Raw genomic sequence first — 14,626 nt, 5'->3', positions numbered from 1 at the left:
CGAAATGCTTAAAGGTAACAAGAGGACGGTTAACCATGGGTATTCTTTCCTGGATCATTTTTGGACTTATTGCCGGTATTTTAGCCAAGTGGATTATGCCGGGGAAAGACGGCGGCGGGTTTATTGTAACCATTATTCTGGGGATCATCGGCGCCGTGGTCGGCGGCTGGATCAGTACCTTCTTTGGTTTTGGCAAAGTCGACGGGTTTAATTTCGGCAGCTTCGTGGTGGCGGTAATCGGTGCGCTGGTCGTGCTGTTTATCTACCGTAAAGTGCGTAGCTAATTTTCTGCATTCTGTTTTATTCAAGCTAACAAAAGCTGCCGCGATAAGCGGCAGCTTTTTTATTATCGCAGGACTCAGGCAGAGCGCCCACGCCAGGGCTATTTCCCGTCGGCATCCTCCGCAACCGGCACCACCTCAACATGAACTTCGTAGTGCTTCGCCTGACCGGTGGGGATCAGGGCGGTCAGTTTGTTAATGGTTTCCGCCGGCGTATCGGTCGCGACCGTTGCTGAAAACAGCACCGGCTTGCGCGGCGGAAACGGTGGCGGGAACGGCGGTTGGGGGCCATGACCCATCTCCAGCGGAGGACGACCGCCGTTGTCGACAACGGGCGTCGGGGCGTCGGTTTTATCGGCGGCAAACGCGCTGGCGGCGGCCACGGCGGCGATAGCGAACAGGGCAAGGAGAGCTTTTTTCATCTGGTATTCCTCGATTAACAAGTACCAAAAGAGTAGAGGGCGGCGGCAGCCGGGACAATCCCGTGCGGCGCGGATCCTCTGAATCTCCTTTATTCCTCGCGAATGTGAAGGTCAGATGAGAGCGGGTGTCATTGTGTTCGGGAGCCTCTTAATTCAGCAGTACGCTCATAATCAGCAGCACGGCCATGCACATCGACATAATACTGATATCAACAATCATTCTGTACGACAAAAGCTCCAGCTAAACGGGTACGACGGCTATGTTAAGCACGTATTATAGTGGTTAAAGATTGTACCCTGGCATACATTCACACCACAAACGTTTATTAGCCTGACGTGGCCTGAACTGCCGCCCCTGACCATGGCATCATGACGATACCTCGAGTACACCTGGCGCTTAGCGGAGCAACATGAGGATAGCTCATGTTGCAATGAATTTAAGTCGCTTTCCCTCCATCACCGACTCTGGCAAAAATAGACCCATTAACGAATCAACAACATTTACCGGTTGAAGCGCGCCAGGTCTGACTCTGCGTCGCCTGTGGAAAATACTCCGCTTATTCCGCTTTATGCCCGACACCAGGATGGACAATCGCCATGAATAACGAATTTACCTATACGATTAAGCGCAGCCGGTTTGATGAAAATTATAACCCTGCGGAAAATACGCGTATTACCACCAACTTTGCCAATTTGGCCAGAGGGGAGAGCCGTCAGGACAATCTGCGCAATACGTTAATCATGATGAATAACCGGTTTAATACCCTGGCGCACTGGGATAATCCCTACAACGATCGCTATGCGGTGGAACTGGATATTATTTCTGTCGAGATGAATATTGCTCAGAATGCCGCCAGTTTTCCGGTGATAGAGATCCTGCAAACGCATATTGTCGATAAAAAAACCGGTGAGCGCCATGCCGGTATCGTCGGCAATAACTTCTCTTCGTATGTGCGGGATTATGATTTTAGCGTGCTGCTGCTGGAGCATAATAAAGACCAGAACCGCTTCAGCGTGCCCGAAAACTTTGGCGAGCTGCACGGCAATATCTTTAAGGATTTCGTGCAATCCAGCGCCTATAAGACCAGCTTCAGCAAGGCGCCGGTGATTTGCCTGAGCGTATCCAGCAAAGATGTTTACCGTCGCACTGGCAACGAACACCCGGTCCTCGGCATTGAATATGCCCAGGAAGGCGTCTCGCTGACCGAGCGCTATTTCAGCAAAATGGGGCTGCAGGTGCGCTATTTTATGCCAAAACATAGCGTCGCGCCGTTGGCCTTCTATTTTTCCGGCGATCTGCTCAGCGATTATACCAGCCTGGAGCTGATCGCGACCATCAGCACGATGGAGACGTTTCAGAAAATATACCGACCGGAGATCTACAACGCGAATTCTGCGGCGGGGCAATACTATCAGCCCAATCTCAATCACCTGGATCATTCCGTCACCAAAATTGTTTATGACCGGGAAGAGCGCAGCCTGTTGGCGATAGAGCAGGGTAAATTTACACAACAACATTTTATCAACCCGCACAAGACGTTGCTTGAGCAATGGTCTGCTAACTTCGCGCTTTGCTAAACCAAAATAAAAGGCTACTGATTATGAAAACATGGCTTCCGACATCGACCGCCGGCAGTTTACCGAAACCTTCCTGGCTGGCGCAGCCAGAGACCCTGTGGTCGCCCTGGAAACTGTCCAGCGAAGAATTACTGGCCGGCAAGCGCGACGCCCTGCGTTTGTCCCTCGACGACCAGCTGCGGGCCGGGATCGATATTGTCAGCGACGGCGAGCAAACGCGGCAGCACTTTGTCACCACCTTTATTGAGCACCTCAGCGGCGTTGATTTTGCCAAACGCGAGATCGTGAAAATTCGTAACCGCTATGAGGCCAGTGTTCCAACCGTGGTGGGCGCCGTGGAGCGCCAGAAACCGGTCTTCGTTGAGGACGCGCGCTATCTGCGTCAGCTCACCAGTCAGCCGATTAAATGGGCGCTGCCGGGCCCAATGACCATGATCGACACGCTGTATGACAACCACTATAAAAGCCGGGAAAAGCTGGCCTGGGAGTTCGCCAAAATCCTCAATCAGGAAGCGAAAGAGTTAGAGGCCGCCGGGGTCGATATTATTCAGTTCGATGAGCCGGCCTTCAACGTTTTCTTCGATGAGGTGAACGACTGGGGGATCGCCGCGCTGGAACGAGCCACCGAAGGGCTGAAGTGCGAGACGGCGGTGCATATCTGCTACGGCTACGGCATCAAAGCCAATACCGACTGGAAAAAAACGTTGGGCTCTGAGTGGCGTCAGTATGAGGAGGCCTTCCCACAGCTGCAGAAATCGTCCCTCGATATTATCTCTCTCGAGTGCCACAATTCGCGGGTGCCGATGGATCTGCTGGAACTGATCCGCGGTAAAAAGGTGATGGTCGGAGCCATCGATGTGGCCAGCCATGCTATCGAAACCCCGGAAGAGGTGGCCGCTACCCTGCGCAAGGCGCTGGCGTTCGTCGATGCCGACAAGCTCTATCCGTCCACCAACTGCGGTATGGCGCCGCTGCCGCGCCAGGTTGCGACCGGCAAACTGCACGCCTTAAGCGCCGGCGCCGAGATCGTTCGCCGCGAGCTGGCGGCACAATAAGGCGGGCTGGCCTCCGTGCGCTTCCCCCGGTTAACTTCCTGAGCGGGCCGTTGCCCGCTCAGCGTCAGGTTGCCGCCAGCGGGCGGCAGATCGCCCGCAGGGCCACGGCGCTGCACAACGGAAACAGCGCCAGCAGAAGCCAGGGATAGACCGCCTGCGGCGAGGGGGTAAGCGCCTGGTCCAGCATATGGCCGAGCAGCAAATTCCCGGCTAACACCGCACAACCCCCCGCCGTGGCGAGCGCCCCGTAGTGGGCGCCCAGCGTCGACTCCTCGGCGAAAAGCGGGATCAGGTCCTTGGCTGAGGGCACCAGCAGCATCTGGCCGAGGGTGAGCAGCGTGACAAAGCAGGCCGACGGCAATAATCGCAGCCAGCCTTCGGCGGGCGACGAGGCGGCGAATAACGCCACGCTGACAAAAGAAGCCGACAGCAGCAGAAAGCCCACCGGCAGAATGCGCAGGGCGCCAATACGTCGGGCGAAACGGGCGAGAGGAAGCTGCAGGGTAATAATCAATAGCGAGGCCAGCATAAAAAGCGGCGCCAGATCCTGCTCACGGCCGCCGGCGCGTTGGATCTCCACCGGCAGGGCGAGGTACAGCTGGTTATAGCTCAACAGCCATGAGCTGTAGGCGATAATAAACGCGACAAAGCGCGGCTGACGCAAAGGTGTCCACCACGGCACCCGGCTGCGCGTTTGTGTCCGCTGCCCGTCGGCGGGCAGACAGAAAAAGAGCACCAGCAGCGCCAGAAGAAATAGCCCCGCGCCGGCGAGGGCGATATGTCGAAAGCCGATCCCGCTCAGCAACCCTCCGGCCACCGGGCCGATAACCGCCCCCAGTTCACCGCACACTGCAAACAGCGCAAACCACTCGGCGCGGCTGCGTTTTCCGTTGGCCTGGCTGTGGGTACCGGTCCGCGCCAGCAGAGCCTCGATCGACGGAGAAAACAGCGCTCCGCCGACGCCGGTCAGGCAGGCGCCGAGGATAATAGGCTCCAGCGTTGTGCCGCACGCCAGCAGCAGATAGCCGGCGACGCGAACCACGCAGCCGGCGAGGATGATCGCCTTAGCGCCATAGCGGTCGGCCAGCGTCCCGCCGATGATAAACATGCCCTGCTGGGAGAAGGTGCGCAGCCCGAGGATCAGGCCGATAAGCCCGCCGGAGAGCAGCATCTCGTCGCGCAGGAAGAGGGCAAGGAAAGGGACGACCGCATAAAAGCCAATATTAAAAACGAACTGGCTTCCCAGTAAAACGGGAGGCCAGAGGGTCGCCGCAGGGCGCAGGGAGAAGAGAGGCATATACGCCAAACCTAAACGATGAAATGAATGTGCTTTTTACCGTGGTACGGGGAGATCTCGATTTTGGTTTTCACCCGGAAAACGTCCCACAGCAGCGCTTCGGACAAAATCTCCTCCGGCGTCCCGCTGGCGAGGATCTGCCCCTGCTGCATCACGATCAGCGAATCGCAGAACATCGCGGCATGATTAAGATCGTGAATGGCCACAATGCTGGTCACCGGCAGCTCGCTGATCAACTGCATCAGCTGCATTTGATGGTGAATATCCAGATGGTTGGTGGGTTCATCCAGCAGGATCTCGCTCGGGTTCTGCGCCAGGGCGCGGGCGATATGCACCCGCTGCCGCTCGCCGCCGGAGAGGCTCAGCCATCCCTGGTCGCTTTTCTCCAGCATCGCCACCCGCTGCAGCGCGGCGGTGACCGCCTCGTCATCCTGAGCGCTCCAGTTTGAGAACGGCGAGTGGTGCGGAATACGCCCCAGGCGCACGACGTCGCGCACCCGCATATTGGCCTCGGTCATGCCGTGTTGCTCGACGAACGCCACCCGGCGGGCGAGCTGCTTTTTCGCCATCCTGGCAATGTCCTGGCCGTCGAGGGTGACGCGACCCGCATCCGGGCGGCGCAGGCCCGCGAGAACCCGCAGCAGCGAGGATTTGCCGCAGCCGTTGGGCCCCAGCAGTCCCACCGTTTCGCCGCGCGACACCCGCAGCGAGACCGTGTTGACGATGACCTTTTTGCCTGCCTTCCAGGTGATATTTTCAGCGCAAATACTCATCACTTATTCCTTGAGCGGTAGATAATCACGGCGAAGAAAGGCACCCCAACCAGAGCGGTCACCACCCCGACCGGCAGACTTTGCGGGGCAATCAGCAGGCGCGAGGCAATGTCCGCCAGCACCATCAGGATCGCCCCCGCCAGCGCGCTGGCGATCAGCAACGTCCGGTGCAGCGGGCCAAAGAAGAAGCGCATCACGTGGGGCACCACCAGGCCGACAAAGCCGATCGAGCCGGCCATGCTGACGATGGTGGCGGTGATCACCGCCGCGGTGGTGAAGAGGATCAGGCGCACGCGCGGCACGGCAATGCCCAGCGAAGCGGCGGCATCGTCGCCGAAGGTGAACGCGTCCAGCGCCCGGGCATACCACAGGCAGACCGCCAGGCCCGCGAGAACCACCACCAGGACCAGCTGGAATTCGGGCCAGCGGACGCCGCTGAAGCTGCCCAGCAGCCAGAACATCACATCGCGCGCCTGCTGCGCGCTGGCGGAGGTGCTGATGGTGTAGGCCGTGAGGGCGTTAAATAACTGCGAGGCGGCGACGCCCGCCAGGATGGTGCGCTCATTGCCGCCGCGCGCGCCGTTGGTCAGAAAGGCGACAAAGGCGAAGGCGGCGAAGGCTCCGGCAAACGCCCCGGCGGAGAGGGAGATCGCCCCGGCGCCAAGGCCCAGCACCACGATTGATACCGCGCCGGTGGAGGCCCCGGCGGAGACGCCGAGGACGTAGGGCTCCGCGAGGGCGTTCTTCAGGAGGCTTTGCAGCACGGCGCCGCAGATAGCCAGGCCGGCGCCGCAGCAGGCGGCGACCAGGGCGCGGCTGAGGCGGAAATCCCAGATGACGCTCTCGTAGATCCGATTGAGAGGCACTGCGGTTAAGCCGGTTTTATTGCTGATAGCGTAAAAGACGTTGTGCAGCGGGATGGGCAGTTCGCCAACGCTGACGCCTACCGCTATCACCAGCGCCAGCACGAACACTGCCACGACGCACCAGCCGGTGAGCAGCATGCTGCGGCGCGTCTGAAGCACGGCGACGCTCATCAGTTAAGCCCCATTTTTCTCAGCTGTTCGCCCACCTGTTCCGCGCCGTAGAGGGTGCGGATGGTCGGATTCATCGCCTGGCCGTCCATCACCACGATATGGCCTTTTTTCACTGCCTCCAGCTGGCTGACGGCGGGATCGCTTTTGAGGAATTTGATCTTCTCCTCGGCCTTATCCAGCGCCCAGCGGTTACGATCCAGGCTTGAGACCACGATCACGTCCGGGTTGGCGGCAATGATGCTCTCCCAGCTCACCGTGGGCCATTCGGTCTCGGCGGTAATGGCGTTATGTCCGCCCAGCACGCTGGCGATAAAGCCGGAGGCGCTGTTTTTGCCGCCGACATAGGCATCGGCCGACGGCGAGGCGCTGGAGAACCAGAAGACGAAGGAGAGATCTTTTTTGCTTTTACCGAACTCCAGACGCAGGTCGGCTTCACGTTTTTTGAAATCGGCGATCAGCGCCTGGCCACGATCTTCCACGTTGAAAATGCGGGCAAAATCGCTAATTTCCTGATACAGCCAGGTCATGTCCCACAGCTTCTGCCGGCTGCCGTACATATCGCCGGTAGCCTTTTTGGTGGCGCACATCCCCGGCGACACGTAGCTGTTCACGCCGACGGTCGCGAGATCTTCACGCTTGGCGACTTTGCTTTCCGGCCCCAGCAGCAGCGGCAACTGGGCGGGAACGAAATCGGGATTTTGCGCCAGTACGGATTCCAGGCTCGGGATTTCCACCGTCAGGGTTTTAATCTTCGCGTTTTGCTCAGCCAGCTGCGGTAATACCCTGGTCGGCCAGAAGGCGCTGGCCACCACCTGCTTTTGCAGCCCAAGCAGCAGCAGGATTTCGACCGTATTTTGCCCCAGCGCGACCACGCGCTCCGGCGGCCGGGTGAAGGTCTCCTGATAGCCACAGTTTTCAATCGTCAGGGGGTAGGTTGTTGCCAGCGCGGAACTGACGGCGGTGAACATCAAGCCTAACGCGCAGAGGACCTTCTTCATTAAACGCTATCCTTGTAAACAGGCGAGTGGATGACCAGCAAATGGAAGTAATGCAAATGAAACTCATTATTGAGGCGGGGTTTTATACAATGCCGTATTTACAGTGTCAATGAGTGACTATTTCAGCAGGGAAGGAGTTACCCGCGAGGCGGGTGGCTCAGCGCGCCAGTGGGCCGCGAATATACGCCTGCAACCCTTCGGCGAGGAAATCAAATACTCGCTTACAGGCGGGGCTATGGCGCAGGTCCTCATGCATCACCAGCCAGGTCTCGAGATACAGAGAAAAGTCGGCCGCCAGCACTCGCCGCAGGGGAATGATACCGTCGGCAAGGGGCGCCTGGCAGATGCCGATCCCCGCCCCGGCGCGGATCAGGCTCAGCTGGGCGAGGTCGCTATCGGTGCGCATCGCGAACGCCTCGCGCTGGAAACGGGGGTAGCGCTCAAGCGCCCGGCGAACGAGGGGCGTGGCGCTGTCGAAACCAATCAGCGCGTGGCCGTCAAGCTCCTCAGGCGTAGCGGGCCGACCCCGGCGGGTCAGATAGGCATCGGCGGCATGCAGCCCGAGTTCGATCCTGCCGAGACGCCGCGCGATAAGCTGCTCCTGCTGCGGAGCGACCATCCGCACCGCGATATCCGCCTCCCGGTGAAGCAGATCCTGAAACCGATTGGAGAGCATCAGTTCGATGACAATATTCGGGCAGACCTGCCTGAGCCGGGCAATCAGCGGCGGCAGCACCTCGGCGCCGACCACCTCGCTGGCGGCCACGCGCACCACGCCACGCAGATCGGTTCTGTCGCGACTAAAGTTGGCCGCCGTGCGTGCCAGCGCCCGGGCGGTGTTGGCCATCGCCTCGGCGTGCACCCGCAGCGCCAGCGCCGCGTCGGTCGCCAGCAGGCCGGTCTGCGAACGGGTAAATAAGGCCTGGCCGAGGGCGGCTTCCAGCCCGGCGATATGGCGCCCCGCCGTCGGCTGGGTGATGTTCAAAGTGCGCGATGCGCCCGATAAAGAGCCTTCCTGCAGGACGGCGAGAAAGGTTCGGTACCACTCCCAGGGAATAGAGGTATTCATACAAAAATGTATAGCCGCTCGATGATGATATGCAATTTCATTTGATATGAGCCGCAGGTAGGCTGTCAAGCATCCATTAGCGAACGGGGAAAGACGATGAACAGCAGCGGCAAGGTCCTTATTCTGGGAGCAAGCGGGGGCATCGGCGGGGAAGTGGCCCGCCGGCTGGCGGCGGACAACTGGCAGGTTCGGGCGCTGAAGCGCGGCGCCCAGGTGCGCGGCCCCGAGGAGGGGATGCAGTGGATAGCCGGCGACGCGCTGGATGCCGGGCAGGTGGCGGCGGCGGCTGCCGGTTGCGACGTGATCGTCCATGCGGTCAATCCGCCGGGCTACAGGCACTGGCGGCAGCAGGTACTGCCTATGCTGCGCAACACCCTGCAGGCCGCCGAACAGCAGAGGGCGTTAGTTGTCCTGCCCGGCACTGTCTATAACTATGGACCGGATGCCTTTCCGCTGATTGCGGAAGAGGCCGCACAACAGCCGGTGACCCGCAAAGGCGCCATCCGGGTGGAGATGGAGCAGGCGCTGGAGGATTACGTGCAGCGCGGCGGCCGGGCGTTGATTGTCCGGGCGGGGGATTTTTTTGGGCCGCGCGCCGGGAATAGCTGGTTTTCCCAGGGGCTGATCAAGCCCGGTCAGCTTCCCGGCGTCATTCGCCGCCCGGGGGCGATCGGTGTGGGGCATCAGTGGGCCTGGCTGCCCGACGTCGCCGCCACCATCGCCGCGCTGCTGGCCCGCAGGCATGAGCTTGAGCCGTTTGCCCGCTTCCATATGCAGGGCCACTGGGACCCGGACGGCAGCGAAATGAGCCAGGCGATCCAGCGGGTGGTCGCCCGCTATGGCGGCAGGGCGGTAGTAAAGTCCTTTCCCTGGTGGCTGGTGAAGCTGGCGGCGCCCTTCAACGCCACCCTGCGCGAAATGGTCGAGATGCACTATCTCTGGCGTCTGCCGGTACGCCTGCGCAACGATAAGCTGGTGGCTTTTTTAGGCGCGGAGCCGCATACCCCGCTCGATCGTGCCGTACATATGACGCTGCAAGGCCTGGGCTGTCTGCCCGCCGGCGCGATAAATAATGAGGCGCGTGAGGCGTAACGCGGCGAGAGAGAGGATCAGATCGGGGTGTTATTGTGACTAAATCATAATAACGTCACTCGTTGTCAAACGATAGCGATCGCATTAAGCTAAACGGATGACGAAAAATACCCCCACCCCAGCAAGCCGTGGCCCCCTTGACCACAGCGTTCGCGACCAGATTCTTGACGCGGCCATGGCGCACTTTAGTCGCTATGGCTATGAAAAGACCACGGTCACCGATCTCGCCAAAGCAATAGGCTTTTCCAAAGCCTATATCTATAAGTTTTTCGACTCTAAGCAGGCGATTGGCGAGGCAATCTGCGCCAGCCGGCTGGAGAAGATCATGGTGGCCGTCAGCGAGGCCATCGCCGATGCCCCCTCCGCCAGCGAAAAGCTGCGCCGCCTCTTCCGGGCGCTGACCGAGGCCGGCAGTGAACTGTTTTTCGAGGATCGCAAACTGTACGATATCGCTGCCGTCGCGGCGCGCGATAAATGGCCCTCAACGGAGCAGTACGCCGGTCATCTGCAGCAGCTGATTGGTCAAATTCTTGTCGAAGGCCGCCAGGCGGGCGAGTTCGAGCGCAAAACTCCGCTGGATGAGGCGACCCTGGCGGTCTATATGGTGATGTGTCCTTTCATCAACCCGGTGCAGCTGCAATACAATCTCGACACCGCGCCTACCGCGGCGGTGCTGCTTGCCTCCCTGATCCTGAGAAGTCTCTCCCCCTGATTGGTGACTATTGACTTTATTGGTCACTCGTCTGAGAATGCGCTCACCAACCGGTCTTTTCATTAAGGTGACCCATGCTCAGGCTCAACGCCGTCCATTTTGCCGTCTGCCTCCTGCCGCTGGCCCTCACGGGCTGCGGCGAACCTGCCGACCATGACGATCCCCGCACGCGGCCGCCGCTGGTGCGGGTGGCCACCGTTGAGCGCGCGGAGGCCAGCTCGCGGGCCTTTACCGGCGTGGTGGTGGCTCGTACCCAAAGCGACCTCGGCTTCAGGGTGGCGGGAAAAGTCCTTGAGCGGCTGGTAGAGACCGGGCAGAGCGTCCGGCGCGGTCAACTGCTGTTGCGCCTGGATCCAGCTGATCTTGCCCTGCAGGCGCAGTCCCAACAGCGGGCGGTCGACGCCGCGCGGGCACGAGCCAAAAAGGCGGCTAACGATCTGGCCCGCTATCGCGGCCTGGTGGCCAGCGGCGCCGTCTCGGCGGCGGAGTTCGATCAGTTCAACGCGGCGGCAGAGGCGGCGAGAGCCGACCTCAGCGCGGCCCAGGCGCAGGCAAACGTGGCGCAAAACGCCACCGGCTATGCCGGACTGCTGGCGGACGCTGACGGCGTGGTAGTGGAAACGCTCGCCGAGCCGGGGCAGGTGGTCAGCGCCGGGCAGGTGGTGATCCGCCTGGCGCGAGCGGGGCAGCGCGAAGCCCGGGTGCAGCTTCCGGAGACGCTGCGCCCGGCGGTCGGCAGCGAGGCGCTGGCGACACGCTATGGCAGCGAATCTCAGCCGGTCGCAGCAACCCTGCGCCTGCTTTCGGACGCAGCTGACGCCGCCACCCGTACCTTTGAAGCGCGCTATGTGCTGAACGGGGCGCTGGCGAACGTCCCGCTGGGGTCTACCGTAACCCTGCGCATCGGCAGCGACCACGGGCCAGGCGAGGTGCTGGAGGTGCCCCTGGCGTCGGTCTACGATCCGGGCAACGGCCCTGGCGTCTGGCGCGTTGCCTCCCGCCCGGCCACCGTCTCCTGGCAACCGGTGACGGTGATCGGCCTGAATGATGAAACGGCGCGGGTGACCGGTCCGCTGAAGCCCGGGGAGCCGATCGTCGCTCTGGGCGCCCATCTTCTGCACCAGGGCGAGACGGTGCGGCTGGCGGAACGACGCGAGCATACTGCCGTCGGGAGCCAGCCATGAGCGACGGACGTTTTAATCTCTCCGCGCTGGCCGTCCGCGAGCGGTCGGTGACCCTGTTTTTGATTATCCTTATTTCGGTCGCCGGGCTGGTGGCCTTCTTCGGGCTCGGTCGGGCGGAAGATCCGCCCTTCACGGTCAAGCAAATGACGGTCATCACCGTCTGGCCGGGCGCCACCGCGCAGGAGATGCAGGATCAGGTCGCCGAGCCGCTGGAGAAACGGCTCCAGGAGCTGAAGTGGTACGATCGCACCGAGACCTATACCCGCCCCGGGATGGCGCTAATCACCTTATCGCTGCAGGATCAGACCCCGCCTTCCGAGGTGCCGGAGCAGTTTTATCAGGCGCGCAAGAAGCTGGGCGATGAGGCGAAAAACCTGCCTGCCGGCGTCTCCGGCCCGATGATGAATGACGAATTCGCCGATGTCACCTTTGCCCTTTTTGCGCTGAAAGCGCGGGGAGAGCCGCCCCGGCAGCTGGTGCGTGACGCCGAAACCCTGCGCCAGCAGCTGCTGCATGTTCCCGGGGTGAAAAAAGTGAATATTCTCGGCGAACAGGCGGAGCGCATTTTTCTCGCGTTTTCTCATGACCGTCTCGCCACTCTGGGGCTCTCGCCGGAGGCGATTTTTGCCGCGCTGAACAATCAGAATGTGCTGACCGCGGCCGGGGCTATCGAGACCCGCGGCGGGCAGATCTTTATCCGCCTCGACGGGGCGTTCGACCGCCTGCAGCAGATCCGCGACACGCCGATAATTGCCGGGGGCAGAACGCTGAAGCTCGCCGATGTCGCCACGGTTGAGCGGGGGTATGAAGATCCCGCCACCTTCCTGATCCGCAATCAGGGCGAACCGGCGCTGCTGCTCGGGGTGGTGATGCGCGAGGGCTGGAATGGTCTGGCGCTGGGGAAAGCGCTGGACGCCGAAACGGACAGCATCAATCAGAGCCTGCCGCTCGGCATGTCGTTGGCCAAAGTGACCGATCAGTCGGTGAATATCAGCGCCGCGGTCGATGAGTTCATGATCAAATTTTTTGTCGCTCTGTTGGTGGTGATGGCGGTGTGCTTTGTCAGCATGGGCTGGCGCGTGGGGGTGGTGGTCGCGGCGGCGGTGCCGCTCACCCTGGCCGTGGTGTTTGTGGTGATGGCCGCCACCGGTAAAAACTTCGACCGCATCACCCTCGGGTCGCTGATCCTCGCCCTGGGGCTGCTGGTGGATGATGCCATTATCGCCATTGAAATGATGGTGGTCAAAATGGAGGAGGGGTATGACCGCCTCAAAGCCTCCGCCTATGCCTGGAGCCACACCGCGGCGCCGATGCTGGCCGGCACCCTGGTGACGGCCGTGGGCTTTATGCCTAACGGGTTTGCGCAATCCACCGCCGGGGAGTATGCCAGCAATGTGTTCTGGATCGTCGGTATCGCGCTGATTGCCTCCTGGATTGTGGCGGTGATTTTTACCCCCTGGCTGGGCGTGCACCTGCTGCCGGAGAGGAAGTCCGCGGCGGCGGGCCACGCCGCGCTGTACGACACCCCACGCTATCAGCGCTTTCGCCGGCTGCTGACCCGGGTTATCGCCCGCAAATGGCGCGTGGCCGCCGGGGTGGTGGTGCTGTTTATGGTGGCGTTACTGGGAATGAGCGTGGTGAAAAAGCAGTTTTTCCCCACCTCCGATCGCCCGGAAGTGCTGGTTGAGGTGCAGATGCCTTACGGGTCGTCGATTATCCAGACCAGCGCCGCGACGGCGAATATTGAGCGCTGGCTGCAGCAGCAGCCGGAGGCGAAGATTGTCACCAGCTATATCGGCCAGGGCGCGCCGCGCTTTTACCTGGCGATGGCCCCAGAGTTGCCGGACCCCTCCTTTGCCAAACTGGTGGTATTGACCGACGGTCCGGCCTCTCGCGAGGCGCTTAAGCTGCGGCTGCGGGAGGCGGTGGCCAATGGCCTGGCGCCGCAGGCGCGGGTGCGCGTCACACAGCTGGTTTTTGGTCCTTATTCGCCGTATCCGGTCGCCTGGCGGGTGATGGGGCCCGATCCGCATACCCTGCGCGACATCGCCGATCGGGTGAAATCGGTGCTGCAGGCCAGTCCGCTGATGCGCACCGTCAATAGCGACTGGGGTTCGCGCGTGCCGGTGATGCATTTCAGCCTCAATCAGGACCGGCTGCAGGCGAGTGGGCTCAGCTCCCAGGCCGTCGCCCGGCAGCTGCAGTTCCTGCTGTCAGGGATCCCCATCACCACCGTCCGGGAAGATATTCGCGCCGTGCAGGTCATCGGCCGCGCGGCGGGGGATATCCGTCTGGATCCGGCGAAAATCGCCGATTTCACCCTGGTGGGCAGCGACGGGCAGCGAGTTCCCTTGTCGCAGATCGGTGAAGTCGAGATCAGGATGGAAGAACCCCTGCTCCGTCGTCGCGACCGCACGCCGACCATTACCGTCCGGGGCGATGTCGCGGATAACCTGCAGCCGCCGGATGTCTCCACCGCGCTGATGACGTCGCTGCAGCCCATTATCGACTCCCTGCCGCTGGGGTATCGCATCGAGACGGCGGGGTCAATCGAGGAGTCCGGCAAAGCCACCCGGGCGATGGTGCCGTTATTTCCGATCATGATCGCCCTCACGCTGCTGATCATTATCCTGCAGGTGCGCTCCCTGTCGGCGATGGTCATGGTCTTCCTGACCGCCCCGCTGGGGCTGATTGGCGTGGTGCCGACGCTGCTGCTGTTCAATCAGCCGTTTGGCATCAATGCCCTCGTGGGCCTGATCGCCCTGTCGGGGATCCTGATGCGAAATACGCTGATCCTGATTGGTCAAATCCACCATAACCAGCAGGCGGGGCTCGATCCGTTCCACGCGGTGGTGGAGGCGACGGTGCAGCGAGCCCGTCCGGTTCTGCTGACCGCGCTGGCGGCGATCCTGGCGTTCATTCCGCTGACGCATTCGGTTTTCTGGGGGACGCTCGCCTATACGCTGATTGGCGGGACGCTGGGGGGAACCATCATGACCCTTATCTTCCTGCCGGCCATGTATGCGATCTGGTTCCGCATCCGCCCGGAGCGCCCGGCTGACGAAGCGCAACGGCCGGCGCTGGACCCTCAGGGGTAATTTCGGTTGCCGGGCCAAGGCACGCGGTCA

13 protein-coding genes are annotated in these 14,626 nt (G+C 61.4%); 7 read left to right on the top strand and 6 right to left on the bottom strand.

All coding sequences use genetic code 11. From position 1 onward, the window contains the following. The first annotated feature begins 35 nt into the window (after positions 1 to 35). Entirely contained in the window at positions 36 to 284 is a 249-nt protein-coding gene (locus AC6CWS_RS19395) for a GlsB/YeaQ/YmgE family stress response membrane protein (RefSeq protein WP_004203110.1), read from the top strand. A 98-nt stretch (positions 285 to 382) separates the two neighbouring features. Here AC6CWS_RS19395 and AC6CWS_RS19390 read toward each other — a convergent pair whose 3' ends face one another. Next, positions 383 to 703, bottom strand: coding sequence for a hypothetical protein (locus AC6CWS_RS19390; RefSeq protein WP_064154444.1), 321 nt, complete (start codon positions 701 to 703; stop codon positions 383 to 385). 597 nt (positions 704 to 1,300) lie between these two features. Here AC6CWS_RS19390 and AC6CWS_RS19385 point away from each other — a divergent pair. Then, positions 1,301 to 2,281, top strand: coding sequence for a DUF1852 domain-containing protein (locus AC6CWS_RS19385; protein WP_065881307.1), 981 nt, complete (start codon positions 1,301 to 1,303; stop codon positions 2,279 to 2,281). A 23-nt stretch (positions 2,282 to 2,304) separates the two neighbouring features. Then, positions 2,305 to 3,336 (top strand): methionine synthase, encoded by a 1,032-nt coding sequence (locus tag AC6CWS_RS19380; RefSeq protein WP_023290096.1) that lies wholly within the window; start codon positions 2,305 to 2,307, stop codon positions 3,334 to 3,336. Positions 3,337 to 3,400: 64 nt separating this feature from the next. On the opposite strand, the gene eitD is transcribed toward AC6CWS_RS19380, so the two are convergent. The 5 genes from eitD to AC6CWS_RS19355 form a co-directional block, all read right to left on the bottom strand. After that, complete coding sequence (gene eitD, locus AC6CWS_RS19375; protein WP_023290095.1) at positions 3,401 to 4,633, bottom strand: MFS transporter EitD; 1,233 nt, start codon at positions 4,631 to 4,633, stop codon at positions 3,401 to 3,403. Between the two features lie 11 nt (positions 4,634 to 4,644). Then, positions 4,645 to 5,406 (bottom strand): siderophore ABC transporter ATP-binding protein EitC, encoded by a 762-nt coding sequence (gene eitC, locus AC6CWS_RS19370; RefSeq protein WP_023290094.1) that lies wholly within the window; start codon positions 5,404 to 5,406, stop codon positions 4,645 to 4,647. After that, entirely contained in the window at positions 5,406 to 6,443 is a 1,038-nt protein-coding gene (locus AC6CWS_RS19365) for a FecCD family ABC transporter permease (RefSeq protein WP_032453250.1), read from the bottom strand. The genes eitC and AC6CWS_RS19365 overlap by 1 nt, the downstream gene beginning before the upstream one ends. Further along, positions 6,443 to 7,441, bottom strand: a complete 999-nt coding sequence (eitA, locus tag AC6CWS_RS19360) for a siderophore ABC transporter substrate-binding protein EitA (protein WP_065881309.1) — start codon at positions 7,439 to 7,441, stop codon at positions 6,443 to 6,445. The genes AC6CWS_RS19365 and eitA overlap by 1 nt, the downstream gene beginning before the upstream one ends. A 157-nt stretch (positions 7,442 to 7,598) precedes the next feature. Next, a complete protein-coding gene (locus AC6CWS_RS19355; protein WP_065881311.1) occupies positions 7,599 to 8,510 on the bottom strand; it encodes a LysR family transcriptional regulator in 912 nt (303 codons plus the stop codon). A 96-nt stretch (positions 8,511 to 8,606) separates the two neighbouring features. Between AC6CWS_RS19355 and AC6CWS_RS19350 the strand changes: the two genes are divergently transcribed. The 4 genes from AC6CWS_RS19350 (at position 8,607) to AC6CWS_RS19335 (ending at position 14,596) form a co-directional block, all read left to right on the top strand. Further along, on the top strand, positions 8,607 to 9,602 hold the full coding sequence (locus AC6CWS_RS19350; RefSeq protein WP_065881313.1) for an NAD-dependent epimerase/dehydratase family protein: 996 nt from the start codon (positions 8,607 to 8,609) through the stop codon (positions 9,600 to 9,602). A 97-nt stretch (positions 9,603 to 9,699) separates the two neighbouring features. Continuing rightward, positions 9,700 to 10,314: a TetR/AcrR family transcriptional regulator gene (locus AC6CWS_RS19345; RefSeq protein WP_032453245.1), complete on the top strand. Its 615-nt coding sequence runs from the start codon at positions 9,700 to 9,702 to the stop codon at positions 10,312 to 10,314. Between the two features lie 74 nt (positions 10,315 to 10,388). Continuing rightward, positions 10,389 to 11,498: an efflux RND transporter periplasmic adaptor subunit gene (locus AC6CWS_RS19340; RefSeq protein WP_101994667.1), complete on the top strand. Its 1,110-nt coding sequence runs from the start codon at positions 10,389 to 10,391 to the stop codon at positions 11,496 to 11,498. Further along, positions 11,495 to 14,596 (top strand): efflux RND transporter permease subunit, encoded by a 3,102-nt coding sequence (locus AC6CWS_RS19335; protein ID WP_065881318.1) that lies wholly within the window; start codon positions 11,495 to 11,497, stop codon positions 14,594 to 14,596. Before AC6CWS_RS19340 ends, AC6CWS_RS19335 begins: the two co-directional genes overlap by 4 nt. Positions 14,597 to 14,626: the final 30 nt, after the last annotated feature.

It is taken from the genome of Klebsiella sp. M041, from assembly GCF_059759695.1.
Note: the sequence above shows the minus strand (reverse complement) of the source record. Positions and strands in the feature narration are given on the sequence as shown.